This window comes from Mucilaginibacter sp. (assembly GCF_964263795.1).
Classification (GTDB): domain Bacteria; phylum Bacteroidota; class Bacteroidia; order Sphingobacteriales; family Sphingobacteriaceae; genus Mucilaginibacter.
In genome coordinates this window covers 38,351-62,938 of the sequence record NZ_CAXVWK010000057.1, presented here as the reverse complement: position 1 = coordinate 62,938, position 24,588 = coordinate 38,351, and the positions used below count along the sequence as shown (strand labels likewise).

The following is a 24,588-nucleotide window of genomic DNA, read 5'->3' as shown; positions in this document are numbered from 1 at the left end:
TTCATCCAAAAGGCTGATCACTTTATGATCAGCCTCCTTAGTTTACGGGATTATTAATGGTTATAGCGCAATAACCTTTGGTTCTACATATTCTGCAAGCCCGTAAACTCCCGAAGTTCTTCCGATGCCCGATTGTTTAAACCCGCCAAAAGGCGCTTTGGCTTCCTTGTTTATCGCAGTGTTGATCAATACCCTCCCGGACAATATCTGTAAAGCAATTTGACGAGCTTTATCTATATCACATGAGCTAACATAAGCTGATAACCCATAAATAGTGTCATTGGCAATCTCAATTGCCTCCGCTTCCGTTTTATAGGTTAAAACTGCTAGTACCGGCCCAAAGATCTCTTCCTGGGCAATGGTCATTTTTGCATCTACATTTACAAAAATAGTTGGTCTGGCATAAAAGCCACCCAGGCCTTCAGGGTGGCCGAGGCCTCCCACTAACAGCTCAGCACCTTCTTCTATACCCGACCTAATATACCTTTGAACGGTTTCAAACTGCTTTTCACTCACCATTGGCCCTATGTAAGTATCAGGGCTATGCAAATCTCCAATCTTCAAGGCCACGGTATATTTTTTTAGAAGGGGTTTTATTTCCTCGATCCTACTATCCGGAACAATTAATCTTGTGCCGGCATGACAAGCTTGTCCGCTATTACTGAAGGCAATATCAATTGCAAGCGGTATGGCTTTTTCAAGGTCCGCATCTTCCAGCAACACGTTTGGCGACTTGCCGCCCAGTTCTAAAACTACTCTTTTCAGGCTTTCTGTTGCACCGCGTTCGATCTGCTTGCCAACATTTGTAGAACCAGTAAAGGTAACAAGCGCAACGTCAGTGTGGCTTGTCAGTGCTGCTCCAACGATCAAACCTGTACCATTTACAATATTGATAACCCCGACCGGCACATTTGCGGCATCAAAGCATTCGGTTAATATCTGTGTTTGAATCGCACTTAATTCGCTTGGCTTAATCACCATTGTACAGCCTGTCGCAATGGCGGGTGCGAGTTTGCTGCAGATATGAGTATAGTCCGCATTCCAAGGCGTTATGGCAGCTATCACCCCTAACGGCTCGTTCACAACGACCGCATGTTCCAGTTGGGTTTCAAATTCGAAACTTTCCATAGCTTTTTTAGCGTCCAAAAAAAGCTGAGCCGAATACCGCGTCCGACCTTTGGTAGCTGTAATAGGTGATCCGTATTCTTCTACAGCTGCAGCATTAAGATCTTCTTCCCGCGCTATCATCGCTTCATATAGTCTAACTAAAATCTCCCCACGCTCTTTAAGCGAAGTCTTTGAAAAGGTCTTGAAGGCCTTTTTTGCCGCCTTTACTGCTTCATTAACATCAGTTTCATCGCCTAAATAAACTTCACCGATACGGTTGCCGGTTGCCGGATTAAAAAGTGGCAGAATCTCTTTTCCATGCGGGTTGGTGAAAACACCATTAATATAAATTTTGTCTATCGTCTTCATTGCATTTGTTTTAAAAGTTTATAACCATTTAAAGCTTCTAATTGGCGCAAAGGTAACCCGAGACAATCTTTTAAGCTTGCCCGAGAAGCCCAAGTTTACTTGACTGATAAGTCCAAGAACACGGACTTGGTTTCTAAAGTTGTCTCTGCCTGTTGAACTTAGTGCAGAACAAATCATGCCAGACATTCAGCTTATTCGGTATCAACTAAATGTAACTTTTAAGTTTCTTCAGAACCTGCGTTATTTTGCTTTTAGCTTAGGAGTATGGAATACCAATAATCATTTTTGGAAACATTGTTTTCAACCTGGATTGTCAGGCAAATCTCCTTTTAGCAGATCTTCCGCGCAATTTGTATTTTCGCAACCGCCTGCATACAGAGGACGTTTTTTTGGTAGGCAAATCGCAACATTAAGTGAGCCGCCGGCCGGAGATGTGTTGACCATACAGGTAGCAGCGCTATTTCACGACACCGTACGTATATTATTCTGCGGGTGATGAGGAAAAAAGTCAGATCATCGCGTCTACATTTTCTGCTGCAGGAAAGGTGAAACGAAACAATGATCAACGCTGTGACCGACGCTATCCACGCCACCAGAATGCCGCAACCATCGGAAAATGAGATCCAGCGTATTCTTTGCGACGCTGATCTGGCCCAACTCGCGATATGGATTACACAGCCTATGCACAGCGGCTACGTAAGGAATGGCCCGCCAACGGGATAGGCAAATATTCAGACCTGGCGGGACAAAGGATTGCCTTAGGTTTATGCGGTCACACCGTTATTTTTGCTGTCAGATATAGTTTTGTAAGGTATATCCGTAATTAATATCTTTGTCATCATCGTCGGAACCGGGTAAGATACAGACTTATAACCTGTACAGTTCCTGAAACTTTTGTACCTGCCTTCGCGAAACCTCAACTGTTTCGCCCGATGTTAAAGCCAGCATAAGCCGGTTGCCCAGTGCCTCGGCTACTGTTCTGATGTAACTTACATTAACGATCTGTTGGCGGTTTACCCTGATGAACTGTCTGCTGTCAAGCGCCTCATCCAGTTGTTGCAAGCTTTTCAGTACCATGGGGCTTTGCTTTTGGAAATAGAGCTGCGTGTAATTGCCACGCGATTCGAATAGTCGTACGTCTTTGAGGTGTATAAACCAGCACCGGCTGCCGTCTTTGACAAATATCCTGCTTTCGGCGTTTAAACGGTTTTGCAAAGGTTGAACAGTTGTTGCCGGACGAAGCGTAGCAACTTTGCTGATCGCAGAAGCCAGCCGTTCGGGCACGATCGGCTTTAACAAATAGTCCAGTGCATTATGCTCAAATGCCTGCAGCGCATACTGGTCGAAGGCGGTAGTAAAGATCACTTTCGGAACCTCATCAAGTTGCTGCAGGATCTCAAAACCGTTCTGTCCCGGTAAATGGATGTCCAGGAATGCCAGTTCCGGTTTTAGCAGCCTGATAAGTTCTACCGCTGACCGGGCCGAATCAGCCTCACCGATGAGATTAATTTCCGCGTGTTGCTTTAAGAGCTCTTTCAATTCCTGACGGGCGAGCCGGGAATCTTCAATGATGACAGCGCTTATCATTTTTTGATATTTATATTAACGTATACCATGTCCGCTTCTTCCCTTATGGACAAACTGGCACTCAAGCCATATAACAGCTCTAACCGATTCTTGATATTCGGAAGTCCAATTCCAAGGCTATCTTCAAGGTCGTTCTTTTGCAGTAATGTTCCGGTGTTCGTTACGATGATGTCCAATTCCCTGTCGCTCCGGCTGATCCGGACGCCGATCTTGCCGCCGCCCGGAACTACTGCGATCCCATGCTTGACAGCATTCTCCACCAACAGCTGCAGGATCATGGGCGGAACCATTTCCGGTAGCGCGTTAGGATCGACGTTCAGCTCAAATAGCAGTTTGTCTTCATACTGGACTTTTAACAGATCAACAAATTGCGTCAGAACCTGCAGTTCTTCTGTCATGGTCACTTCTTTTTTATCTCCGTGCTGCAGAGCATACCGGAACAGTTCTGAAAACCGGGTAAGCATTTCACGGGCAAGGTTCGGATCCTCCAGTATCAGCGCTCTGATATTATTAAGCGAGTTGAATAAAAAGTGCGGATTGATCTGCGCTTTCAACACGCCTAAGTTGGCCTTTTGCACTTCAGCTTCCAGTTTCCATTTCTCGATCTCGGTGATATGATAGCGCCTGATCAGGTGATAGCTCAAATAGATCAGGTTCCATACCAGCAACAGCACCATCAGCGGAACGATATTGACAAGCAGTTCCAGGTAAGGTACGGGGTATTTAGCGGACAGTGGCAGGAACATTAATACGAAAATGACCAGCCAGCCGAGCGCCTGTAAAACCGTGGCAGCTAATAGCGATCCGACGAAGCGCAGCGGGTTCAGCTTAAAGTTGTGTCCTCTCCTTTTCAGGTAATACCGGAAAGCGCTGGTCACGACGAGTCCCCCGGTCGTTAGGCCGATACTATTCAGGTAACGGATATCCGTGTTGATCGGTAACCGAAGCTGAGCCATAAGATTCAGCACCCCGGTGATCAGCCAGGCACTCACCTGCACAGGCCAGAACCACCGCTCGTGTTGCTTTCCTTTCATAACCGGTTGATCCAGCCTGTTACTTTTTCCAAGGCTAAAGGATTAATTGTTTCTGAGATTTCCGCATACTCCGATATATTGCCGGTTTTTGCCTGCTGGAATAAGTGATTTAGGTTATCAAGCGGTATCACCTGAACACTTTTATTGCCGGCTTTTTGTAGCGATGCTTTTATTGCCGCCAGGTTCGGGCTGCAGCTTACCTGCATATCCAGCGTTCCGTTAAGCGCCAGTACCGGGCATTTGACTTTAGTCAGGTAATCGGCGGGTTTAAAAGCAATGAAATACCTGAACCACGGCTTGCATAACTGGGCCAATGTTTGCTGGCTGATTGCATCGATCGTTTGTCCCTGCAAATCTTCCGCTGGATAATTGCGAAGTTGTTTATGCAGGAGCGTGTCCAAATTCATTTGCAGCTCATTATTTGATAAGGACTGGTGGCCAGCCATAAATTCATATAGCTTTTTATTTGTTGCAGATGAACGTGCGATAGCAGCGTCCGGCGCGCCGCTCAAACGCATTTGGTCAGCGGACTGCTGCAACATAAGTTCGGTGATCGGTACACCGGGACCGGCGAGTAACACGATAAATTTAACGCGGGTATCACGGGCAGCCAGCATCGGTGCGATCATGCCCCCTTCACTGTGCCCCATCAGTCCAACAGACATATTTTTCAGGTCTGCTCGTGATTTGATAAAGTTAACGGCCGCTCCCGCATCATCTGCAAAGTCGGCGCTGGTCGCAGCAGCGAATGCGCCCGTAGAAGCGCCCACGCCACGATCATCATAGCGAAGTACAGCGATGCCATGCCGGGTAAGCCAGTCGCTCCAAACTAAAAAAGGACGGTGGTTAAATTGCCTGATCTCCTCATCCCTGTTCTGGGGGCCTGAGCCGCTGATCAGGACTACGATTCTGCTTGCCTTTCCGGTTGCGGGCAACGTCAGGGTGCCTGCCAGGCGATTACCCGCCTTCATATTGATGAATGATACTTCTTCGCGCCTGTAAGCAAAACTCTTAGGGTCCTGCGGACGGACCTGCGCTTTTGTGACAGCCGATACCGGTTTGTTTGGATATAAGTTCAAAGGCAGATTTCCGGGACCTTGCGTAAAAATGCCTTTGATCATGTTGCTGTCGGGCAAATATGTACCTGTATATTTGATCTGGAATTTCGCAGCTTCCATCTTAATTTGATCTCTGTCGATGGTGGTTGCATCGATCGGCAGGCCATTGGCACCTTGATCCGGGCTGTCCATTGTGGCCAAATAAACCGTCCCTGATTTATTAATGTGAAACACGACTGCCAGATGATTGCCGCCGGGTAGTTGTAACGTGCCATACCAGGTGCCTTCGATACGCTGCGCTGACAGGGCGCTGGTCATCATTAAAAAGGTGAGGAGGGATAAAATTCTTTTCATGGTTATTTTTTTTGTAAACAAATATGAATAGCCATGATTGTATGAAAAAGTAAATTAGGATGAGCGGTAAAAATAAAGGATAAGCGGCATTACGTATTCATTTTTAACAGGCTTCTGACAATCTTTTAATTATTTGTAATTACAAAGGTAAGGTGAACCAAAAAGTACTACCGTTTCCAAGTTCACTTGCCGCACCGATCTCGCCGCCGTGTCGCTGGATAATTTCTGCACAGATGTACAGACCCAGGCCAAGACCTGATGTGCTTATCCCTGAATCATTAACCCTGTAATAGCGATCAAACAAATGTTCTAATTTTTCAGAAGGAATGCCGGGCCCCTGATCAGTTACCGATACTTTTACATAATTACCGGCCGTTTCGAGACTAACATCTATTTGCTTTGATTCGGTAGCATATTTAACGGCGTTTGTCAAATAGTTGGTGATCACCTGATCGATCTGATGCTCGTCGGCATGAACGACCAGTTCCAGCTCACCTGTGATCCTAATACTTTTCTTTGCTGTAATACTGACAGGATTGGCACATGCATTGATCAGCTCGGAGAGAATAAAATCAGTTTTATTAAGCGTTATTTTGTCCTGTTGCAGCCTGCCGATATTAAGCAGATCATCAATTAGCGTGCTTACCCTTTCTACACTTCTGCGCGATTGAAAGATTAGTTTAGGAATCATCGGGTGGGACGGGTTGTCCTTCAGCTTGTCAATCAGTTGTAAGGCAGCTTTCAAACTGGTAACAGGCGTCTTCAGTTCGTGACTTGCAATGGTAATAAAATCATCCTTGCGCCTTTCCATTTGCTTTTCAATATTGATATCTACCACAACCCCGTAAAATCTTATGGCTTCACCGGATTCAGAACGAAAGGTTTTACCGACAGAGCGATACCAGATGCGCTCATCAGTTTGCCTTAGGATAATCTCATATTGCACGTCACAAAGCTCACCATCTACAACAGAACTATCCATCGCGTTTTGAACAATGTTGACATATTCAGGAGCGATAATGTTGGAAATCATTTCCCGGTCGGGTTCTTCGTTCGGGTCAAGCCCGAACATGGCGAAGCAGCGTTCGTTCAATTGTACGTTACCGCTTAAAATATCCAGGCTGAACGTCCCTAAATTCGCTGCTTCCAGCGTCAGGCGAAGATCTTCTTCGCTGGTTAACAATTTTGCGTTCGAAGCAAGCAGTTTTTCCTGCGCCTGGCGAAGCTCCCCGTTTACGGCCTGTTGTTCCTCATTAATCGCAGTTAACTCTTCATTGGCTTCCTGCAATAAGGCTTCACTTTCCCGGAGCCTGTTTTGATTTTCTCTTAATTGGGTGATATCCATAAATGTGGCAACGCCGCCTGTTAATTTCTCGTTATGGTCAAACAGCGGAGCCGCGTTTATCAGCATAATTACCAATCGATCATCGGGCATTTTTAAGGTAACTTCTTGTCCCGCTAAAGCCTTTTTTGTTTTTAAGGCGACAAACATAGGGTGCTCTTCCGGGGGCATGACACTACCATCGGCGCGGAGATTTATCCAGCGATGATCATTATAGGTACGCCCGGTAACAGTACCCTGCTCTAATTCCAGCAACTCGTGGCCTTTCGCATTGAGGTAGTAAGTTTTTCCATTTTGGTCGAAAAGGCCTAAGCCTTCCGCTATAGTATCCAGTACAAGCTGATTACGGGCTTCACCCTTTTCGGCAACCACGCGCAATTCCGATTCCCGGTCTTTTGATTCCTGTAAATATTCATTCGTGGACCGGATTTCCTCGAGGCTCACATTAAGTTCCTCATTCATGGCAGCAAGTTCTTCATTAAGCTGTTGTAATTCTGCCTGGTGCTTTTTTGATTGGCTGATGTCCATAACGATACCAACAAAACGTATAGGATTGTCATGAATGTCGAAAAATACCTGGCCTTTTGCACTGACCCACACTAATGCTCCTTCAGCCGTTTGATCCAGCCGGTACTCGGTATCATATTGTCCCGCCGAAAGCACCCGGTCCCGTGAATACGCCAGGGCCTTTTTCACTTTAGAGCGATCATCAGGATAAAGCCGGTTAATCAGATCCTCGGGCCCAAGCAACCGCTGATCATCCGGAACAGCGAATATTTCCCGGGCCCGCGCGTCCCAATTGACCTGACCGCTTAACAGATCCCAGTCAAAGATGCCGATCCCGGCAGCTGATTTAGCTAAGTGTAATTTTTCATTACCGGACCGATATTGATCCAGCACGCTTTGCAATTCTTCATTCACCGTCCGCAATTCTTCATTCGAGGCTTCCAGTTCCTCCGTGATGCTCGACAAATCCTGATTCAAAGTATCCACTTGGAGTCTTTGACTAACCTCGGTAGTGATATCGACAGCAGTGTGCATCACGCCATAAATTACACCACTCCTGTCTTTAAGCGGCTTAAACGAAATTTTAAAGTAAACTGGTTCCTGCACTTCCTGATTTAGAAAACATACTTCTGTAAAGTGCTTTTGTTTACCGGAATTATGGATATTTGCTAGTTCGTCACCGTACGCAAAGCCAATATCATTCAGGACAACATCCACGGATTGATCAAGAATATCTTCAATTTTTGCCCATGCCTTTAGCATTGGTTCGTTGATGGCTGTTATAACCTGATCAGTCCCGGTAAAAACACATGCTGCGACCGGGAGCGTGTCGACCATGGTTTGCAAAGCATATCTGTCTAGCATGATTGTGCAAAGATATTAAATAGCCGCGAACCGTTACAGGGCTAGATAAATATCCGATCGAACAGCTGCTGGTATGGTAAGCAGAAATTTTGTGCTTAAATATCATAAAAAAGCCCGCTGAGACGTCCATATTCGCATCATCAAAATGTGATTAGCACTGGATTAATCAACTTTGACAGCAGCTATTGTTGCAATTCTAAATAAAAAAAGCCCTGACGGGCTTCTTTTATTTAGATAGAACGAATTGTTATTTAAACATACCGCCTAAGATGCCGCCAAGTCCGCCACTAAGACTGCTTTGAATGCTATCATGGGTTATGCTGGGGTCGTTAGGATCATTTGCTTTGTGCGCGAATTTCTGTAACAACCCGGGCAATGCTGCAGAGATCGCACCGGTAATTGCCGGAGATAAACCGAACCTGCTGCCGAGGCTGCCGACAAGGCCACCTTCAATGGCGCTGGCAACCGGACTGCCGGAACTTGCGGCATTTTTGAGGGAATCCAATAAACCGCCAACGCCGCCTTGCGCCTGTGCTTCGCTCTTAATACCGTTATCAATATGACTGGCAATCTCTTTATGAACCTCGTCTTCCTGGCCTGCAGGTAATGAAGAAGCTACTTGCGGATTACCGCCAATCTGGTCTTTGACCATCTTTAAAATTTCGTCGAACATGTTGCTTTGTTTAAGCATTGGTGATTATTGCTGCGTTAAATACTGGCTGTAGGCGTAGCCTTCTTCGCCCTTGTCGGTTCTGACCAAAGACCATAAGTTATTAGGACGGCTTACAACGGTAACAGTTGCACCATGTGCAGCTTTTCCGACAATGGGCTGGTCGGTGCCAGGGCCCTTGCGAATATTCAGATTAGAAGATTCGGTGGTTACCGTGGCCTGGGTTCCGGCAGCTGCAGATGCATCAATGTTTAAAATCAGATCACCGGCACGATAGTCCGGATCGATCTTATTATAAATATCCCAAAGACTATCTTTTAACGCTCCGCTGCTGGTGGCTCCGTCTATGTATAGCACGTTATCTTGTTCTCTCACCTGCAGGTTGCTTACACCGCCTGTTTTTGCCGCATTGATCAATTCTGCATATTTTTCCTGTAATGCCATGGCTTATTTATTAATGGTTAACTGATTGTTGATTTTTTTAGGGTGCAAAGCATTTAGTGACATCATCAGCTTTTGTAAGCGTTCGCGTGTGATATTTCCGGTGAGCGTGATCTCGCCGTCTTTAACGGCTGCCGTCACACCTGAAAAATCCTTGGTCGCATCTTTTGTGTTTTTGGTTAATTCATCATCTGATGAGATAACGACCGGGGCGGGTTTGGCTACAGTGTCGGTAATGACTGTGTCTGTGGCTTGTGTGTCTTTCGGTTTGCTTTTGCACGCCGGGAATTGAGCTGATGCCAGCAGTAATCCTGCCAGCAGTAGTGGTTTAAAAAATTGTTTTTTCATAATGAGTTTCAAAAGGTGGTATGTCTAAAAGAAAGCCAGACATTTGCCTGGCCTCTACATAATTACTGTGGTTTATTTTCTTTGTATCGTTTATCCGCCGTGCCGTCTTTGTTCAGGTGACGGGACCGGTTTTCCTTGTAACGCATATCCGGCGTACCGTCTTTTTTCAGATGAACAGCAGATGAAGAGTTAGTTGGCGTAGCCGGCACAGGTTTGGTCGGCAAAGGACTGTTTTGTACAGGTACTGTAAGATCCTGTGAGGGGGCGCTTACCGGTGTGTTTGCGTTATTATCTTTATACCTCAAATCAGGCGTACCATCTTTTTTAGTATGGGTACCTGCCGTAATTGCAGATGTTACTACGGGCGCATTGGAAGACTTGTTTTGCTTAAACCGTTTATCAGGCGTTCCGTCAGCCTTAGTAGGCGTAGAAGCAGGGGCCTGTGTTGCGACTGTCGTCGGCTGTTGGGATTTATTGGCTTTATAACGTTTATCTAAGGTGCCGTCACTTTTAACAGGCCCGGCAGGCTTGGTCGTGATTGTTTTATTAGCTTTATAGCGCTTGTCCGGCGTACCATCTTTTTTTGTTTGAACGGGAGGAGCAACTGTTTGTGTTTGATTTGCTTTATAGCGTTTATCCGGCGTGCCGTCCTTTTTTGTTTGCGCGCTTGCTGGTATTGCTGACAGAAACAGCAGGCAGATGGTTATTAGCCGTAGTATTGCTTTCATATTAATGAGTTTAAAATATTGTTTCTGTCAGTTATTGACCGGATAAAACAAAGACAGCGTCCCTTTAAATACATATAAGCTATGATTTTTTTGGTTTGGCTTTTGCAGCCGCGGCGTGCTTGCTGGATTTGTAGCGCATATCCATTGTGCCATCTTTCTTCAAATGTTTGTTGGCATTATAGCGCTTGTCAAGTTTACCGCTTTTGGTGCGATGAGTGGTATCCTGGGCGAAACTGTGTGTGAGGGTTGCCAAACCGAACATCAAAACGGCTAGCAGGGTAAATATTTTTTTCATTATGTTAATATTTGATGAAGTAACACTAAATCTGACAGTTATGTTTCATGAAGCCAGTATTATTTAATAGAATATATTTCTTTAATTGGCCCGAGGATATATTGATCTTTATCCAGGCAGGTCGTAGTATCGGCTATTTAACATCTTAATTACGTGAACAATTATTGCTTATAAACGAGATGTATTAATGTTGTCGTTTCACATGCAGAAGAGGGGGTTTTAATTTTGGAACGATTAATACACTACATCTATTAAACACCCTCATTAAAATACCATGGAAACATCAGACCAATCAACATCAGTTCTGAATACCTTAATTGAAATTAATAATGACCGGGTAGCTGGTTTTGAGAAAGCTATTGCCGGCATTAAGATGAAAATTTCGGCCTAAAGGAGTTATTCCAGGGTTATGCTGCTTAAAGCCGCAAAATGGCCAGAAATTAGATCCGTGTGGTATGATTATCCTCCAATTCTAATAGTGCCTGAGTAATTTCATGCACGCGGTGCCCCAGAACCGGATGCCCGAGATACGCTTCCGCTTCCTTGCAATAGCGCATCTCATAGAATTTGCGATTTCACTAGAGCCGAGGCCAGTGATCTGCGGAAAAATATACCACATCTAATGGCTGCGTTTGCGGCCACCCCTACTTTCTGTCAGTGCAGTTTCAAAGCTCTTTTCCTGTGCCGATACAAATCTTGTGAGATCTTTGTTCATATTTCAAATTAAATCATCTTCAGGTAAAAGTCAAAGGTGCTTTAAGACAAGCGTATTGATCAAACACAGTTGTCATTTTTATGTTCTACACTGCATGGAAACGGATATACAATGGGTAAATCGCTATTCTGAAAGTGATCTGTCAGAATTCAAAAACCTAATCAACCATAAAATTGTAATTGCTAAAGAAGAATTGGAATCGCTTTCCGCTTCTTTGCAAAGTACCAATCCGAATGGTACGGATGACACCGGTGGCACTTATAAAAATCTGGAGGACGGAGCAGCGACGCTGGAGAAAGAATCCATACACCAACTGGCTGGACGTCAAAAGAAATTCATTGAGCAACTAGAGGCTGCATTGATCCGTATTGCCAATAAAACCTATGGTATTTGCCGTTCGACAGGCCAACTTATCCCCAAGGAACGATTGATGGCTGTACCACATACTACTCAGTCCATAGAGGCCAAGCTGAGACAGAATTAGATTTATTATGCCGCCGCCGGCAGGCGAGGCGATAGCGGATGATCCCCATCATGAATTATACGGAGGTCGTCAAAATGATCAGCATGGTTTTAAGCAGATTTATGGGTCGTTAGCAAATCAGCTTATAGCCAATTCCCCGGACATTAATAATTTCAACAAGCGGATCATCTTGCAAATGCTTGCGGAGCTTGGTAATGAACACATCCATCGTTCGGGTATGGAAAAAGCTGTCATCGCCCCAAAGCGTAATCAGCGCCTGCTTCCTTTCCAATAATGCGTTACGATGGTCATATAGCAGTTTTAGCAGCTGGGTTTCGCGGTGAGATATCTTGATATCCTGATCCCCTAATTTGAGCACCTGCTTATAGGGGTTAAACGCATATCTTCCGATAGTTAATTGTGTTTCAGGCTTTATAGGTTCAGGCTTGTTCCTTTTTAACAGTTCACTGATTCTAAGATACAATTCTTCGAGGCTGAACGGCTTCTTCAGGTAATCATTGCCGCCGCTCACGTAGCCCTCAATGACGTCTTTAGTTGCCGTACGGGAGGTAAGAAACAATATCGGCACCTGAGACCCGGACGACCGGATCTGTTTAACCAGCGTAAAACCGTCGGTATGCGGCAGCATGACATCTACTATGCACACGTCATAAAGCTGGTTTTGAAAAAGGCTGAATCCTTTTCTTCCGTCCGGCGCATATATGACGCTGTAACCGAGCTGCTCCAGGCTCTCCTTAACCACCCTGGCCAGAAACGGCTCGTCCTCTACCAGCAAAATCTCCAATTTTTCCTTCATCTTAAAGGTAACCTAATGGTAAAGACAGCACCTGAGGGATCGTTATCCCTAACGGCTACTTCGCCTTGGTGCTGTCGGATCACCGCTTTTACATAACTTAACCCGAGTCCGAAACCCTTCACATCATGTAAATTCCCCTGCGGGACACGGAAGAACCGTTCAAACACCTGGCCATGAAACCCGATGGGAATGCCGATACCGTTATCTGAGACATTTATGACGGCATATTTTGATGAAACCTTGACTTCAATCGCAATTGCCGGCCGGCCTGTAGCATATTTCAAAGCATTATCGATCAGGTTCACGACTACATTGCGCAGGCTGATGATGTCGCCGTAAATGCTTGGTACGGCATTAGAAGGCTTGTAATTGATTGTGGCCCCGGTGCTTTCTGCTTGCGGTTTCAAGTCATTGATAGCTACCGCTACCAGTTCATTCAGGTTCACCTCCGTCCATCGGTCAATGCTATTCTTGTTAAGTCGGCCTGTATTCAGTATCTGGCCGGTTAAATCCTGGAGCTTATCGGATTGGTAACTGATCATATCAAGGTATTCGCTTTGCGTCTGCAGGCTATGATTAAGAGTTTTCAGCGCTTCAGCCGTAATCTTGATGGAGGCTATCGGCGTGTTAAGCTCATGTGTCATGTTATTAATAAAAGCATCTTTCAACTCCGCCAGCTTGTGCTGCGATAACAAGGTTCTTACCGTATAGGTGAAACAACCTACGGTGATGATCACTAAAAGCAGTGATGTAACAATGGCCCACTTCATTTCTTTGAAAAAGTACGTGCCCGGATTTTCTATACCGGCGTAAACAAAATCATTTTTGTAAGGCTTGCGGAAGTTGGTGTTAACTTTTTTGGTTAGGTACACGCCAGCGGTGTTCTGCGGATCAAGCGAAAAAGCCTCATAGATATTTCTTGCGGCCAGCTCCTGCCTGAATAATTTGTCCAGGGCACACGGGTTCATTTTACTGGCATTAAATACTTTTTCCAGGCTGTCCCCCAGCATTTGCGTGTAATGATAAACGACACCTTCCTTCAGGTCGCGCTTCAATATTCGGTCCCCGAAATGATTGATCATAAAGGACTTTGCCCGGGGAGTGATGTGATCCAACTTTTCTTTAAAGTCAGTTAACCCGAACTGAGACCGCCTCTTTTTGTCCTCTTTAAACTTAGGATGCGCATCCTGCGTGTAAAATACAGTCGCGCTGTCGCGGTTGTTATGATCCGCCGTAATGATGATCAGGGAGGTATCTGCGAGCCAGCCCTTGAAACGGGTAACGATCTGCTCCCGGCGCTGGTCGGTTTCCCTGACTACCGCATTGTTCAAGGCTTCATTGATATCATGATCGAATGTCCTTGTCGTTGTCCGGTAATTCTGATAATTCCAAAATAGCTGTAATCCCACGATCCCCGTTACGCACAACGACATTAAAACCAGGATGAGCAGGATATGCTTTTTCATAAAGTAAAATTAAGATAAGCGCTTGAAGAAAAGCCGGCGTTAACACTAATTAACTTTAGTTAACCTCCGTTAAGGTCAGGTCGTTACGAACGATCCTACTTTTGTTAAAAAAAAGAAACTATGAAAAAAGTCCTGATCATCTTATTGCTATGCACAACCCAAGCTTCTTTCGGCCAACTCAAAAATGGTAACGCTGTTCCTGATATCAGCTTTGCCAACCTGCTTAATTCACCGGTTAAGTCCTACCGCCTGAACCAGCTTAAAGGCAAGATCGTGCTGGTAGAATTTTGGGCCACCTGGTGCGGCTCCTGCCTGGTAGCCATGCCGCATCTGAAAGCGTTGCAAGCCAAGTATCCTAAAACTTTGCAAGTGATCGCAATAACTGATGAAACCGAGAGGCGAGCAAGTTTATATTTAAAGACAAAACCGGCTAATTTCTGGATCGCCGTTGACACAGGACGGACGATCACGCAGGTGTTTCCTCACCAATTGATTCCGCATTCTGTGCTGATCGGCCCGGACGGCAAACTGATAGCTGTTACCAGTCCTGAAGCTATCACTGGAAAGGTGATCGATAGTTTGCTTAACAAACAGCAGGTGCACTTACCGGAAAAGCGGGACAACCTGGTCAGCCACGAAGACCTGATCAAACAAAATTTCTTCGCTGCAGATACCGTGCAATACCGTTTCATGATGCAGGCAGAAATTAAGGGCGGGCCGGGGCTGAGCACGACTTGGCTGGATAACAAAGCATTCAGCGGCCGCAGGCTCACCTGTATCAATCTGCCTTTAACGACCTTGTATATGCTGGCTAACGGCAACTACCCTTACAGCCGCACCATCAATGAAACGAAATCCGGTAAGAACGCGCCTGTATACTGCCTGGATCTGATCGTGAAAAACCATACTGACCTGTTGCCTGCGTTACAAAAGGAGCTGTCTAAGCGCTTTGACCTGCAGGCTAAGATCAAACCTGTCCTTAAAGAAGTTCAGGTTCTGCGGATCACCGATCCGGCAAAATTCGGATCCATCAAAAGAAACGCCTCCGGTAATCGTACCTATTATTCCCGGCATGGCGAGATCGACCAGGAGATGATCACTATGCCTGAATTTGCTCAGTTTCTGGAAGATTACGGCATCAATAAATTAGTTGTTGACGAAACCGCCAACAAGGAAAAATTGGATATCAAATTCTCTTTTCAACCGGAAAACCCGCAAAGCCTGCTCGATATTTTAGCTGGTATGGGTTTAGGTCTTACTAAAGAGCAGCGAGAAATCAGTATGCTGGTTTTGTACAAGCAACAGGCGTTCTAGCAACTTATTGCTGTTAATAATCTTAACCGCTTCATGATGAACAAGGAGTTCTGCACAACTATTGTAAAGGTATAACGAGTTCTTTTGATGCTAAGGACAAACCTGATCTTGTTGAGATTGGCAGAAATGGATATAAAGATAATCAGATAAACAATCGGGCTGCTAAATAGTTGTCACTAAACAAGGGGCTTAACATAACAAAGCTTGCAGTTAATTACACAATATGAAAAATCCATTTGAAAAAGAAGATCACATCGGCCTGATCGTCGGTATCGCAGTAGGTATAGCAGCGGGAATTGGCATAGGTTACCTGTTTCTTACTGATAAAGGTGCAGAATACCGGGAACGAATTACCACGCGATTTAAAGAAGGGATCAGTGACAAGGTAGCAGAATTCATTGATCAAAAAACTTTTGTCCCCAAAGAAGCGGCTAAAGTCGCTACAGATGCCGTGATCAAATAATATAAAATTAAAAACAAACAAATGCCGGCACCAACCTTGCCGGTATTGTTTTATCCTGCTAATATTAACGAAGCTTCTATTATAGAATTTCCAGTGCAAGGCTACCGGCGTAGCCAGTGTATTTACCCTATTACTGAATCTTAAGATCAGCTGTTAAAATTTGTCTTTATGACCCTTTCTGTACCATTAGTGAAGTCCTCAACTTCCTGTGCAAGAGGCACCTGTTTTTTGTTTTGCAAAACAGATAATGGATTCCTCCAAGGTACTGAACCAACCGAAAATCCGAAAAACCATAGATTTCACTTTTCTTAAACAGTTCATTGTAATCTTAATTGTTGGGATTCTTTTAACTAACTTCAAATCATATTTTCGCCGGAGTTGTTCGAATGCCTTTCCAGCACAACTCCACCAATTGCACCGGCAGATTTTAAAAAATGACCTCTGGCAAGTTCACGGGTTGTTATATGGTTTTCGTTACCCCATAAGTAACGAATCATCTACAAAATAAAAGTTACTTACATTTCATATCCTTTCTGTTACTCGCTAACTGACGAAAACAAGATCTCGAATACCTAAATTTCAATGAATACCTAAGTACTGGGTGACGAAATATTTCGTAAGAATGCGATTCATAATGCGCAAGTTATGATAACAGCCCTGGGGCACATTATCTAGGATAAATGTCATTAGCGGTTTGATAAGCTTCAAAAAGAATACTCCCCTGACGATTACTTTCATAAATATCTTCGTATAAATATGAAAAGAATTCAATTGGCTTTTTCGGAGTGTATAAATATGGATGCCAGGTTTGCTTATCATCGCTAAGGATCATTCGCCATTTTATGTTATGCTCTTTGCAAATAACCTCTCCAACTACTGCAACGAGGTTAATAAAAAACTTCTTTTTAAAAATCGACGGATTAGGCAAATCGCTTATTTTTGAGTCAATGTCTTTTAATAGCTGTGCGTTCACGGGCTCTCCTTCAGGCATCTGAAGAGAATCGGTAAGCTGTCGAATCAATTGAAACGTATGGTTAGGAAATAGTTCACCAAAAGGATTTTTGTTATGAAGTATCGAGGTGACAATTTGGTCTTCGTTGGTATCATCAAGTACCGATTTAAGATCGTCAAGCGAATTAAATTGTACGTAAATGCCATCTTTGCTTGCAATTACCGAACCGTCAGGAAATTGGTAAACTTCCGCTTGATACTTTATTTTAAACGACTCAATTGCACCTTGGACAACATTGGATTTCAGTTTTACAAATTGCGTTTCCGTAAGATATGTACATTCTACAAGTGTCCCATCATTTAGTTCAATAGAGTCCATAGGTTCTTTTATTTCAAGCCGCAGCTAGGAGCTTGGTTAAAATTCTAATAAAGCAGATTACCTTAATTTGTCTTTTAATTTCTTTAATGTGTTCTTAGCGGTAGAACCCACTTCCTGATCATTAAGCAAGTTATTTAAAACATCAATGGCTTCTTGTGATTTCACCGTCCCTAACGCCTTGACCAGTTGCTCGCGACTACCCCCATTTGTTTTATCTGTTACTGTTGAAATTAACCAATCAATATCTTGAGATGTCATAACCGTAGCTATTGCATTGCCAATTATCCAGCGTAACATATCTTTGTTTTTAGACGTACTATCGTACTCTTTAATTAAGACTGAAGATGCTTTACCTTTTGCTTCTTTGACAGTCAGCGCTCTAACAATTCCTTCTTTATTTTTTTCATGTGTCGCCAAAGGCAGATACTTTAATAAAACATCAATAGCCTCCGGATATTTTTTTCTTTCATTTACCAAGTCCCAAACAGATGTAATAAATATTCCAACTGTTTCAAGTTCGTTAATAAGGCCAGTAATCTCTTTTTCAGTTTCTATTGTAAGCTGTTCAGCCAAGAATGACATTTGCTCTTGCTCTTTTTTTGATCGTGGTTTAGCAAGTAATTCTCGCCATTGGCTTTCCAGTTGTTGCAGCCTATCCATCATTGATAACTTATAAACCAAATAATTTGTGGGTATAGATCCCATTATCCATTAATGCCTGTATGCACCTTAAAATTACAAAATCATAGAACTTGACGCAATTGTCGTATTAGTTAATGTAGTTTTTTAAGTTGTTTTCAGAGTTTCGGTTCACGCTTTTAGGAATTATAAAGGACATTCGCTAGGTAAAGATAAACGTTAGTTTTGTTTTTGCAAGCCCGTGGGAAGGTTGGTTTTTTGGCAGGTTGGTAGTTATTAACCTCGTTAAGTTGACCATCTGTTAACCGCAACGGTAGACACCAAGGCGGGTGCTGTGAAGGGACTTTCGTGGCATAATTCACCAGCCTTCCACGCCTATTGCCATTTACTCCACATCCCTTGACAACCCAGTATTCTTCCCCTTTTGATTGCTAACAAACGATCATTTGACTGCAAAAGCAACTTGCCTCCGAGGTGAACATACCCATTCCAGTTATAACAAGGTTGAGTACAACACCCGTGATATTGCTATTAATATATTAGAACGCCTTGCCGGATATTCGGAATAGCTATTGTTTTTTAAGATCACTAATGCCATAGTTATCAAAAGAAAGTTCAAAGACTTCTTTCAGAATAACATAGCTGCATTATAAAACGATAAAAGCTTTAGTTAAGTAGCTTTGTTATATATTGATTTAACATTGTCAAAATAAAGTTCCAGTTTACCATTCGGAAGTAATTTAAATTCGGCCTTTCCTCCCTAGGTGATGATGATTGGTTTGTTAATATTAGATTTGTTCGACTTTATAACTCATAAAGTTTTTTGGATCTTTATCATTTAGATGTATTGTGTAAATCAAATCATCAGATTCCGTAAATTCAATTGAGATATCACTTTAAATTTGGCGGGATTTAATATCTGTTGGATCTAATGTCCATTTACCTACAATTTCCTTACACATAAGTAATTCCTAACTTTAAAAGATTTTCTTTAACATTATTATAAAACGGTTTTCCCTTTGATTTTTCCTTAAGTTCAGTAATTTTCAGCTGTAAAGCAGAACTGTTATGTCTTTTTAAAAGAGCTATTAAATAGATATACATCTGCGGCTCTGTTAGCCCTTCAGAATCACCGCTCATTCAACTTTTTTCTAAGCTTTCATTAGAAATAAATTTTTCAACTTCCGGAATAGCACGTTCTTTCAATACATCTAAGATTTCAGCAGCGAGTTTTGTTGAAGAAATTGTATCATCTATTTCCCACCAAAAGTCTTGCCTATCTGGCATTAAACAACCTATACGTTTTCGCCAATGACAATCTGATAAGGTCGGTTTAGATTTTACTTCGAAAGAGTCAAACATCTTTAGAGCAGATGAATAAACCCCTAAATTTATTGTAAAAAGGATAGAACTAGAATTGCTGTTTTTGCTCCTTTGAAAGTTTACAAGTCCTATATTACCTTCTTTATCAAGAAAAAAGCTCTCTCCGCTTTTTCGATACCCAACCATCTTTAAAAAGGGTACTAACTCTGCAATTAATAATTTATAGTTGTCTATAAAACTCATTTCTATAATGGTGGCTTTCGTACTAAGTGTTTAAATCTAACCAAATATCTTTAAGAAGCTGAAGGTGTATAGCGAGAAGTGCCAACTTTAGTTTCAATGCCACCAAGGCCTTTCCTTTCTTGGCTTACCTCTATATCTAGTCCCAAAAGGTGTTCTTTATAGTTAGTAACGTCCGATTGTCTATTCTCTCTCCACATCCAACCCGTAAAATAGTGTAAGCCTGGATGCAGTGGCAAAAACGATTTGGCAAACCGCCCAGGTAATGAATTCAAAATATAAGGAAACTTCAGTTGGGGGACTGGCTATAAATATCCCGATCAGTTTGCCGGAGTGTTAGTTGCTTGTCTTTCTTGACACTATTTTCTTACCATCGTCTCCAGCACTACATACCTTAAGCCGGAAATGTCGGATGTTTCAAACCGAAGGTTAAACGAATTTTTACTATTCATCTTTATTTCTGCTTTGCCTTCATCCAACGCTCCGAAGCGGCCCTGCGTACCTACAGTATAATAGTATTTACCCGATTGGTAAGTGATGCTATAGTGCCCTGTAGACGTTATATCTTTTTCGTAGTAGTTTAAAGTGCCGTCGGGTTTAAACTCGAAATCGTAGGCGTAAGCCTCAAGCCTTGATTCTCTATCCACTTTGCCGTCCCGGTAGCTTTGATATACGATGCTGGAAACGGTCCATCTGCCGGTTATGGTTTTAGCAGTGATGTCCGTACCGGGCTGGGCCGCTTTTTTGCAGCCGGTTATCATAATAACAGCCAGCAAAGCCACTAATATTTGTTTCATCAGAATATAATTGGTAAACTAAGATAATAAATTTTTGCTTTTGAACTGTGGTATTTATTAATTTTTTTTATATCATCATCGGCAAATCCCACGGGCCGAAATTTATTCAGTTCTTGTACCCAGGTATTGTAGTCGGTGTAAAAATTGATTAACGCTTGTTGAGCTTGGCTGTAATTCTTTACCTTTCTATCTTTCAACACATCAAGGTCGCTAAGCATTTTTGCTTTTTCGTTATCAAATTCTTTCTTAGCAGTTTCCACCAAACGTGTGAGTTCTCGAATATCTTCTTTGTCGGCTTGATTTTGACCTTTTTTGCTAAAATAGCCCAACCGATATGCCAAATAAATTTGACCTATTGCAAATATTGAGGGGAGGGCTGGTCCATGACCAAGGCCCATGAATCAGGACTCTTTAACGGCAATATTCTGGTCATTGAAGGCGGTAAAGTAATTTATAAAGCCGCCATCGGGTACCGGGACGCTTCGAAGCGGGTTGCGCTGACTACCGCAGATCGTTTTCATATCGGCTCTATTGCGAAAGAGTTTGACGCCGTTGGCTTGATGATGCTTAAAGAGCAGGGCAAACTGTCTTTGGACGATAAGCTAAATAAATATTCCCCCGAATTACCGGCCTGGGCAGCCACGATATCCGTTAAAAACCTGTTACAATATACCAGCGGCCTGCCAGAGATTAAATATAAAACGGTAAGAGGCGATGCGGACAATTAGAAAGACCTGCTGAAAATACAAAAACTCGATTTTGAACCGGGAAGCGATTATGCCTACAATAACAACAATACCTTTCTTCGCCGCAAGATCATAGAAAAGGTCAGTGGCCTGAACATAAAAGAATTCATTGAGCAAAAAATGCTTAAGCCTTGTGGTATCAAAAACGGCAATAGTCGACTCGGCGGGAAACGAGCCCCTACTAGCGCAGTCGTTTAACGATAACCTAAAACAGGATACGTTTGATTACCCCATTACCGGCTGGACCTGTTTGAACCTTGAAGATTTAAACTATGGGCTTCAAGCTTGGACAAGTTCAGATTGAGCAGCTCCAGCTCCACTTTAGAAATTATCACACAATTCGGCGCTGAAAATCAAACCGGGCTGGGATCAGGTACGATGAAAAATAACCGATTACTTACGCATGTTCACGATGGGATCGCTATGCGTTATCAGGCTTTAGAGCTGACCGGCGCTTCTAAAAGCAGGATGATCATCATCCTAACCAACCAACGCCATGATAATGTTTACAAGATTCGTGATGCAATTGAGGCGATATTGGATGGAAGAACATACCAGCCGCTTGCTAAGAATGAGTAATAAGACGTGAGATGTTAGATTTTGTATTTAAGGGAGAGAATAAACTCAACTTGCATTTCAGCTTAGCGTCTCTAACAGCCATTACCGGGAAGCGCACATCCTCTCTCTTGTTTATCGAAACCAAATAATGTGGTGGTTTGGTTGTTAAAGAGAAGAGCCTAAATCCATTAAATTATACTGGCAGCGTACATTCAAATTGCTTTATTCCCTAACGAATAAATCCTGCTCAACAAATTTCTTGTCTTTTGTAAACATACTTCGGCAGCGGTACAAAAGGGACTTATCTTGTCTGACTATTTCGCAGTATGGACTGCGCAGGTCCGTATTATCTGCGGGCATAACCAGAATGCCTTTTTCTATAAAAGCTTTGTAAGCGTCAATGCTGCCATTCGGATGCTCCCGGTTGCCTACCCAATCATTAACAGTCGCAAAGTCCTCTGTATCGAAGGAGATAATCAAATGGCGTTTGCTTTTTTTATTAACCCAATTACCCCGAATATTTTCTTCGCAGCTTTTAGTTCTGCTTTCGTTTGCGCCTTTGCAGCCAGGCTGGGCAAAATAGCGCAGATAGCAATCAAACAAATTATGGCGAGTGATCTTGTTTTTTTCATCATTGCAGGGGTTCGCTTTTTTTATCTTTATACCAATCTAATGATAGGGTAGAAACCAGTCTTGCCAAATTGTGTAGACCTTTTTATAACAATAAGGCGGGCAACTATCTTTTTTTCCTCACCATCCTCCGATAGGAAGTATGACAATCCCGTATGCTTATTCTCCCAGACACGGAAAGTTTTAAGTTCTCTGTTTTGGGTTTTAACCTCATTGCCGTTTTCATCAATTTCGATAGCGCCGTCTACCGATTTAGTACGTTTAAATACCATTGTGCCAGTTTTGCCAAGAAGGCTGATCAGCGTGTCCGTTTGAACCTGATCATAAAGCAGTAATTCATAACCGGCCAAAGTCTTGTTTTCTTCGCCGCAATGAAATAAAACGTGGTTTATGAAAAAACTTTTCACACTGCTAACCGCATGCCTATTATGCGCAGCAACACTCGGACAGGCCAGCGGCGCAATTGTATTGCAGGAACTACTCACAAAACGGAAAGCGGCAAACTGGATAAACGCTATAATGCCAACAAACACTTAAAGAAGGATGGCACTATGGATATGCGTTACAAATCAAGTAAAAGCGCTGCCGGAAAAATGAAAAAAGACAGAACTAAGAAGCGTCCTTAAACCCCAATGCCAGGCAAAAAGCCTGGCATTGAATATAAAGCTAGTTAAACAACTCCTGGGAATCTGTATAGTAAGTCGTGCGGCCGCCGATTTTTTCCGTTTTGATGGTTTCGCCCTTAGCGGTGGTTTTAAGTTTGGGACTATGGATTTTCATAAAATCCTTTAATTCGCCTTTGAGTTCGTAGCCGTTCGCTTCGGCAATGTCTTTTATTGCTTTTTCAAGTACCGTGCGGATGCTTTTAAAGAGCTTGCTGACCTGTTTATCGGGGATCGTATTTGCGATGGAAAAAGGTGAAATGCCAGCATGATAAAGGATTTCATCCGCATAGGAATTACCAATGCCCCGCAATAAATGCTGATCCATCAGCAAGGTCTTAACCACCATGCGTTTTTTCGCCAGCAATGCGGTGAAATATTCTTCGTTCAGGCCAAGCGCATCCGGTGTCTCGAGAGGTTTGGGCTGCAATGTGGGCGTCGCCTGTTTTTGCAGATCGATGACCGCGAAGCCGGTTCCGTTCTTAAAACGGAAAGCCATAATCTGAAAACGTGGCGTGTCATCATTTTCGAGTTCAAGGAGTTCTCCCCTTAACATTAAATGCAGCCCCAGGATCTGGCCGCTGGAAAAGTGGAAATGCAGCGTCTTTCCTTCCCGCTTCACATCGGTCAATTCGTGACCCTCCAAAGCCGCGCTTAGCTGCGCTGCGCTTACGTTTAATTTTTTTGCTACGGTCACATCGACCTTGTCCAGTACTTTGCCTTTAAAGTTCCTATATAGGATTTGAGCGAAAACGGTAAGATCGGGAAGTTCAGCCATGATGCAGATGTTTATCATAATACATCAAAATGGTGTTTTGTGTTATAATGAAATAAGAATAAGTTATTGGCTGGCTTTTTGCCTTACAGACGCAAGAAGGAATATGAAGCAGAAAATATTGATACTGGACGATGACGAAGGCATATTGGATGTCATTTCGTATATTTTAATAGATAAAGGTTACGAGGTCGAGACACTTTCTGGGGGTGAGGAGATTTTTCAGGCCATCGGTAATTTCCATCCGGACCTGGTGCTGATGGACGTGATGCTGGGCAATATGGATGGCCGGATAATTTGTAAGGAGCTTAAACATCAAAGCGAAACCCGTACGCTGCCGGTCATCTTGATATCCGCGTCACACGATCTGGCGCAATCGCTGCGTCAGGAGGGCGCGCCTAATGATTTTATTGCCAAACCCTTCGATATCGATAACCTGGTCAGAAAGGTCGAACAACAACTGGCCGCTTAAAAATAATGCAATGAGATTGATCAAAAATATCATTGGCGGATGCCATTGCGCTTAACATCCTCCACGAAACGGTTAAACATTTCGATAAGGACGCGCCGAGGGTGGATCTGGTTGGCGAGGAAGCGATCACTAAAGGCTTGCAGGCCGTCGGGGCAGTTCCGCCTACAGGTCAAAACCTGTATTTAAGCACGCTCGCCGCAGATCTGCTCAGCAATGCCTTTTATTACAGCCTGATCGGTGGCGGCAAGCGAAAGAACCTGCTTATTCGCGGGATCGGTTACGGTGCAGTTGCCGGTTACGGCGCATTGAAGTTGACCAAACCATTGGGCCTTAATGATAGCACGGTTACACGTACCGATAAGACTAAAGCTTTAACTGTGGCTTATTATACCTTGGGCGGCCTTGTTGCAGCGATTACGATAAAAGCGTTGCGACAGAAGTCTAAATTTGTAACGGACAGCCTTACCTAATTTA

At 43.4% G+C, this 24,588-nt stretch carries 31 protein-coding genes and 1 pseudogene; 10 read left to right on the top strand and 22 right to left on the bottom strand.

All coding sequences use genetic code 11. The annotated features are described in order from the left end of the window. Positions 1-60 precede the first annotated feature (60 nt). On the bottom strand, positions 61-1,476 hold the full coding sequence (locus ACE5CV_RS10090; protein WP_374950038.1) for an aldehyde dehydrogenase family protein: 1,416 nt from the start codon (positions 1,474-1,476) through the stop codon (positions 61-63). 597 nt (positions 1,477-2,073) lie between these two features. On the opposite strand from ACE5CV_RS10090, the gene ACE5CV_RS10085 reads away from it, so the two are divergent. Further along, positions 2,074-2,199: a hypothetical protein gene (locus tag ACE5CV_RS10085; protein ID WP_374950037.1), complete on the top strand. Its 126-nt coding sequence runs from the start codon at positions 2,074-2,076 to the stop codon at positions 2,197-2,199. 144 nt (positions 2,200-2,343) lie between these two features. On the opposite strand, the gene ACE5CV_RS10080 is transcribed toward ACE5CV_RS10085, so the two are convergent. From ACE5CV_RS10080 to ACE5CV_RS10030, 11 genes are all read right to left on the bottom strand, one after another. Next, the gene (locus tag ACE5CV_RS10080; RefSeq protein WP_374950036.1) at positions 2,344-3,063 is read right to left on the bottom strand and encodes a LytR/AlgR family response regulator transcription factor; all 720 of its coding nucleotides are present in this window, start codon (positions 3,061-3,063) and stop codon (positions 2,344-2,346) included. Beyond that, on the bottom strand, positions 3,060-4,019 hold the full coding sequence (locus tag ACE5CV_RS10075) for a sensor histidine kinase (RefSeq protein WP_374950035.1): 960 nt from the start codon (positions 4,017-4,019) through the stop codon (positions 3,060-3,062). The genes ACE5CV_RS10080 and ACE5CV_RS10075 overlap by 4 nt, the downstream gene beginning before the upstream one ends. Positions 4,020-4,093: 74 nt before the next feature. Further along, complete coding sequence (locus ACE5CV_RS10070; protein ID WP_374950034.1) at positions 4,094-5,509, bottom strand: alpha/beta hydrolase family protein; 1,416 nt, start codon at positions 5,507-5,509, stop codon at positions 4,094-4,096. 139 nt (positions 5,510-5,648) lie between these two features. Beyond that, positions 5,649-8,222: an ATP-binding protein gene (locus ACE5CV_RS10065; RefSeq protein WP_374950033.1), complete on the bottom strand. Its 2,574-nt coding sequence runs from the start codon at positions 8,220-8,222 to the stop codon at positions 5,649-5,651. A 247-nt stretch (positions 8,223-8,469) separates the two neighbouring features. Further along, a complete protein-coding gene (locus ACE5CV_RS10060) occupies positions 8,470-8,895 on the bottom strand; it encodes a DUF937 domain-containing protein (protein ID WP_374950032.1) in 426 nt (141 codons plus the stop codon). Between the two features lie 24 nt (positions 8,896-8,919). Next, a complete protein-coding gene (locus tag ACE5CV_RS10055) occupies positions 8,920-9,336 on the bottom strand; it encodes an SH3 domain-containing protein (protein WP_374950031.1) in 417 nt (138 codons plus the stop codon). Positions 9,337-9,339: 3 nt separating this feature from the next. Further along, the gene (locus tag ACE5CV_RS10050) at positions 9,340-9,681 is read right to left on the bottom strand and encodes a hypothetical protein (RefSeq protein ID WP_374950030.1); all 342 of its coding nucleotides are present in this window, start codon (positions 9,679-9,681) and stop codon (positions 9,340-9,342) included. Positions 9,682-9,743: 62 nt separating this feature from the next. Beyond that, a complete protein-coding gene (locus tag ACE5CV_RS10045; protein ID WP_374950029.1) occupies positions 9,744-10,409 on the bottom strand; it encodes a hypothetical protein in 666 nt (221 codons plus the stop codon). 79 nt (positions 10,410-10,488) lie between these two features. Continuing rightward, the gene (locus ACE5CV_RS10040) at positions 10,489-10,704 is read right to left on the bottom strand and encodes a hypothetical protein (protein ID WP_374950028.1); all 216 of its coding nucleotides are present in this window, start codon (positions 10,702-10,704) and stop codon (positions 10,489-10,491) included. 440 nt (positions 10,705-11,144) lie between these two features. Then, positions 11,145-11,261 carry a DUF1810 family protein gene (locus ACE5CV_RS10035; protein ID WP_374950027.1) on the bottom strand — a complete coding sequence of 39 codons (117 nt, stop codon included), beginning with the start codon at positions 11,259-11,261 and terminating at the stop codon, positions 11,145-11,147. A 62-nt stretch (positions 11,262-11,323) separates the two neighbouring features. Then, positions 11,324-11,419 (bottom strand): DUF1810 family protein, encoded by a 96-nt coding sequence (locus tag ACE5CV_RS10030; RefSeq protein ID WP_374950026.1) that lies wholly within the window; start codon positions 11,417-11,419, stop codon positions 11,324-11,326. Between the two features lie 94 nt (positions 11,420-11,513). On the opposite strand from ACE5CV_RS10030, the gene ACE5CV_RS10025 reads away from it, so the two are divergent. After that, positions 11,514-11,903 (top strand): TraR/DksA family transcriptional regulator, encoded by a 390-nt coding sequence (locus tag ACE5CV_RS10025; RefSeq protein ID WP_374950025.1) that lies wholly within the window; start codon positions 11,514-11,516, stop codon positions 11,901-11,903. Positions 11,904-12,012: 109 nt separating this feature from the next. On the opposite strand, the gene ACE5CV_RS10020 is transcribed toward ACE5CV_RS10025, so the two are convergent. After that, a complete protein-coding gene (locus tag ACE5CV_RS10020; RefSeq protein WP_374950024.1) occupies positions 12,013-12,699 on the bottom strand; it encodes a response regulator transcription factor in 687 nt (228 codons plus the stop codon). After that, positions 12,696-14,165, bottom strand: a complete 1,470-nt coding sequence (locus ACE5CV_RS10015) for a sensor histidine kinase (RefSeq protein ID WP_374950023.1) — start codon at positions 14,163-14,165, stop codon at positions 12,696-12,698. The genes ACE5CV_RS10020 and ACE5CV_RS10015 overlap by 4 nt, the downstream gene beginning before the upstream one ends. Before the next feature lie 120 nt (positions 14,166-14,285). Here ACE5CV_RS10015 and ACE5CV_RS10010 point away from each other — a divergent pair, with 120 nt between their 5' ends. Next, positions 14,286-15,479 (top strand): TlpA family protein disulfide reductase, encoded by a 1,194-nt coding sequence (locus ACE5CV_RS10010; protein ID WP_374950022.1) that lies wholly within the window; start codon positions 14,286-14,288, stop codon positions 15,477-15,479. A gap of 223 nt (positions 15,480-15,702) precedes the next feature. Beyond that, complete coding sequence (locus ACE5CV_RS10005; RefSeq protein WP_374950021.1) at positions 15,703-15,942, top strand: YtxH domain-containing protein; 240 nt, start codon at positions 15,703-15,705, stop codon at positions 15,940-15,942. A 667-nt stretch (positions 15,943-16,609) separates the two neighbouring features. On the opposite strand, the gene ACE5CV_RS10000 is transcribed toward ACE5CV_RS10005, so the two are convergent. The 6 genes from ACE5CV_RS10000 to ACE5CV_RS09975 all read right to left on the bottom strand — a co-directional run bounded on the left by ACE5CV_RS10000 (position 16,610) and on the right by ACE5CV_RS09975 (position 20,669). Next, positions 16,610-17,272: a hypothetical protein gene (locus ACE5CV_RS10000; RefSeq protein ID WP_374950020.1), complete on the bottom strand. Its 663-nt coding sequence runs from the start codon at positions 17,270-17,272 to the stop codon at positions 16,610-16,612. A 57-nt stretch (positions 17,273-17,329) separates the two neighbouring features. After that, positions 17,330-17,977: a hypothetical protein gene (locus ACE5CV_RS09995; protein ID WP_374950019.1), complete on the bottom strand. Its 648-nt coding sequence runs from the start codon at positions 17,975-17,977 to the stop codon at positions 17,330-17,332. A gap of 888 nt (positions 17,978-18,865) precedes the next feature. Continuing rightward, on the bottom strand, positions 18,866-19,051 hold the full coding sequence (locus ACE5CV_RS09990; RefSeq protein WP_374950018.1) for a hypothetical protein: 186 nt from the start codon (positions 19,049-19,051) through the stop codon (positions 18,866-18,868). Continuing rightward, the gene (locus ACE5CV_RS09985) at positions 19,052-19,477 is read right to left on the bottom strand and encodes a DUF4304 domain-containing protein (protein ID WP_374950017.1); all 426 of its coding nucleotides are present in this window, start codon (positions 19,475-19,477) and stop codon (positions 19,052-19,054) included. A gap of 356 nt (positions 19,478-19,833) precedes the next feature. After that, positions 19,834-20,271, bottom strand: a complete 438-nt coding sequence (locus ACE5CV_RS09980) for a hypothetical protein (RefSeq protein ID WP_374950016.1) — start codon at positions 20,269-20,271, stop codon at positions 19,834-19,836. Further along, positions 20,271-20,669 carry a hypothetical protein gene (locus tag ACE5CV_RS09975; protein ID WP_374950015.1) on the bottom strand — a complete coding sequence of 133 codons (399 nt, stop codon included), beginning with the start codon at positions 20,667-20,669 and terminating at the stop codon, positions 20,271-20,273. Before ACE5CV_RS09975 ends, ACE5CV_RS09980 begins: the two co-directional genes overlap by 1 nt. Between ACE5CV_RS09975 and ACE5CV_RS09970 the strand changes: the two are divergent. The 3 genes and pseudogenes from ACE5CV_RS09970 (at position 20,655) to ACE5CV_RS09960 (ending at position 22,259) form a co-directional block, all read left to right on the top strand. After that, positions 20,655-21,215: pseudogene (locus ACE5CV_RS09970) on the top strand (serine hydrolase domain-containing protein). The gene ACE5CV_RS09975 and the pseudogene ACE5CV_RS09970 sit on opposite strands and share 15 nt — an antisense overlap. A gap of 87 nt (positions 21,216-21,302) precedes the next feature. After that, positions 21,303-21,596, top strand: coding sequence for a hypothetical protein (locus ACE5CV_RS09965; RefSeq protein WP_374950014.1), 294 nt, complete (start codon positions 21,303-21,305; stop codon positions 21,594-21,596). A gap of 285 nt (positions 21,597-21,881) precedes the next feature. Beyond that, positions 21,882-22,259: a hypothetical protein gene (locus ACE5CV_RS09960; RefSeq protein WP_374950013.1), complete on the top strand. Its 378-nt coding sequence runs from the start codon at positions 21,882-21,884 to the stop codon at positions 22,257-22,259. On the opposite strand, the gene ACE5CV_RS09955 is transcribed toward ACE5CV_RS09960, so the two are convergent. Continuing rightward, positions 22,235-22,612 (bottom strand): hypothetical protein, encoded by a 378-nt coding sequence (locus ACE5CV_RS09955; protein WP_374950012.1) that lies wholly within the window; start codon positions 22,610-22,612, stop codon positions 22,235-22,237. The genes ACE5CV_RS09960 and ACE5CV_RS09955 overlap by 25 nt on opposite strands. Positions 22,613-22,633: 21 nt before the next feature. On the opposite strand from ACE5CV_RS09955, the gene ACE5CV_RS09950 reads away from it, so the two are divergent. After that, a complete protein-coding gene (locus ACE5CV_RS09950; protein WP_374950011.1) occupies positions 22,634-22,831 on the top strand; it encodes a hypothetical protein in 198 nt (65 codons plus the stop codon). Positions 22,832-22,871: 40 nt separating this feature from the next. On the opposite strand, the gene ACE5CV_RS09945 is transcribed toward ACE5CV_RS09950, so the two are convergent. Then, positions 22,872-23,645 (bottom strand): DNA-formamidopyrimidine glycosylase family protein, encoded by a 774-nt coding sequence (locus tag ACE5CV_RS09945; protein WP_374950010.1) that lies wholly within the window; start codon positions 23,643-23,645, stop codon positions 22,872-22,874. A gap of 103 nt (positions 23,646-23,748) precedes the next feature. Between ACE5CV_RS09945 and ACE5CV_RS09940 the strand changes: the two genes are divergently transcribed. Continuing rightward, positions 23,749-24,114: a PleD family two-component system response regulator gene (locus tag ACE5CV_RS09940; protein WP_374950009.1), complete on the top strand. Its 366-nt coding sequence runs from the start codon at positions 23,749-23,751 to the stop codon at positions 24,112-24,114. A 32-nt stretch (positions 24,115-24,146) separates the two neighbouring features. After that, positions 24,147-24,584: a hypothetical protein gene (locus ACE5CV_RS09935; RefSeq protein WP_374950008.1), complete on the top strand. Its 438-nt coding sequence runs from the start codon at positions 24,147-24,149 to the stop codon at positions 24,582-24,584. The last annotated feature ends 4 nt before the right edge of the window (positions 24,585-24,588 follow it).

Excerpts from the sequence above, each read along its gene's own strand:
- ACE5CV_RS09980 (WP_374950016.1), bottom strand. The coding sequence starts at position 20,271 with ATGAAACAAATATTAGTGGCTTTGCTGGCTGTTATTATGATAACCGGC.
- ACE5CV_RS10075 (WP_374950035.1), bottom strand. The coding sequence starts at position 4,019 with ATGGCTCAGCTTCGGTTACCGATCAACACGGATATCCGTTACCTGAAT.
- ACE5CV_RS10035 (WP_374950027.1), bottom strand. The coding sequence starts at position 11,261 with ATGCGCTATTGCAAGGAAGCGGAAGCGTATCTCGGGCATCCGGTTCTG.
- ACE5CV_RS10040 (WP_374950028.1), bottom strand. The coding sequence starts at position 10,704 with ATGAAAAAAATATTTACCCTGCTAGCCGTTTTGATGTTCGGTTTGGCA.
- ACE5CV_RS09975 (WP_374950015.1), bottom strand. The coding sequence starts at position 20,669 with ATGGGCCTTGGTCATGGACCAGCCCTCCCCTCAATATTTGCAATAGGT.
- ACE5CV_RS10015 (WP_374950023.1), bottom strand. The coding sequence starts at position 14,165 with ATGAAAAAGCATATCCTGCTCATCCTGGTTTTAATGTCGTTGTGCGTA.
- ACE5CV_RS10060 (WP_374950032.1), bottom strand. The coding sequence starts at position 8,895 with ATGTTCGACGAAATTTTAAAGATGGTCAAAGACCAGATTGGCGGTAAT.
- ACE5CV_RS10070 (WP_374950034.1), bottom strand. The coding sequence starts at position 5,509 with ATGAAAAGAATTTTATCCCTCCTCACCTTTTTAATGATGACCAGCGCC.
- ACE5CV_RS10010 (WP_374950022.1), top strand. The coding sequence starts at position 14,286 with ATGAAAAAAGTCCTGATCATCTTATTGCTATGCACAACCCAAGCTTCT.
- ACE5CV_RS10080 (WP_374950036.1), bottom strand. The coding sequence starts at position 3,063 with ATGATAAGCGCTGTCATCATTGAAGATTCCCGGCTCGCCCGTCAGGAA.
- ACE5CV_RS10020 (WP_374950024.1), bottom strand. The coding sequence starts at position 12,699 with ATGAAGGAAAAATTGGAGATTTTGCTGGTAGAGGACGAGCCGTTTCTG.
- ACE5CV_RS10030 (WP_374950026.1), bottom strand. The coding sequence starts at position 11,419 with ATGAACAAAGATCTCACAAGATTTGTATCGGCACAGGAAAAGAGCTTT.
- ACE5CV_RS09995 (WP_374950019.1), bottom strand. The coding sequence starts at position 17,977 with ATGGGATCTATACCCACAAATTATTTGGTTTATAAGTTATCAATGATG.
- ACE5CV_RS10055 (WP_374950031.1), bottom strand. The coding sequence starts at position 9,336 with ATGGCATTACAGGAAAAATATGCAGAATTGATCAATGCGGCAAAAACA.
- ACE5CV_RS09940 (WP_374950009.1), top strand. The coding sequence starts at position 23,749 with ATGAAGCAGAAAATATTGATACTGGACGATGACGAAGGCATATTGGAT.
- ACE5CV_RS09950 (WP_374950011.1), top strand. The coding sequence starts at position 22,634 with ATGCGCAGCAACACTCGGACAGGCCAGCGGCGCAATTGTATTGCAGGA.
- ACE5CV_RS10005 (WP_374950021.1), top strand. The coding sequence starts at position 15,703 with ATGAAAAATCCATTTGAAAAAGAAGATCACATCGGCCTGATCGTCGGT.
- ACE5CV_RS09985 (WP_374950017.1), bottom strand. The coding sequence starts at position 19,477 with ATGAGTTTTATAGACAACTATAAATTATTAATTGCAGAGTTAGTACCC.
- ACE5CV_RS09990 (WP_374950018.1), bottom strand. The coding sequence starts at position 19,051 with ATGAGCGGTGATTCTGAAGGGCTAACAGAGCCGCAGATGTATATCTAT.
- ACE5CV_RS10025 (WP_374950025.1), top strand. The coding sequence starts at position 11,514 with ATGGAAACGGATATACAATGGGTAAATCGCTATTCTGAAAGTGATCTG.
- ACE5CV_RS10090 (WP_374950038.1), bottom strand. The coding sequence starts at position 1,476 with ATGAAGACGATAGACAAAATTTATATTAATGGTGTTTTCACCAACCCG.
- ACE5CV_RS10000 (WP_374950020.1), bottom strand. The coding sequence starts at position 17,272 with ATGGACTCTATTGAACTAAATGATGGGACACTTGTAGAATGTACATAT.
- ACE5CV_RS10065 (WP_374950033.1), bottom strand. The coding sequence starts at position 8,222 with ATGCTAGACAGATATGCTTTGCAAACCATGGTCGACACGCTCCCGGTC.
- ACE5CV_RS10050 (WP_374950030.1), bottom strand. The coding sequence starts at position 9,681 with ATGAAAAAACAATTTTTTAAACCACTACTGCTGGCAGGATTACTGCTG.
- ACE5CV_RS10085 (WP_374950037.1), top strand. The coding sequence starts at position 2,074 with ATGCCGCAACCATCGGAAAATGAGATCCAGCGTATTCTTTGCGACGCT.
- ACE5CV_RS10045 (WP_374950029.1), bottom strand. The coding sequence starts at position 10,409 with ATGAAAGCAATACTACGGCTAATAACCATCTGCCTGCTGTTTCTGTCA.
- ACE5CV_RS09945 (WP_374950010.1), bottom strand. The coding sequence starts at position 23,645 with ATGGCTGAACTTCCCGATCTTACCGTTTTCGCTCAAATCCTATATAGG.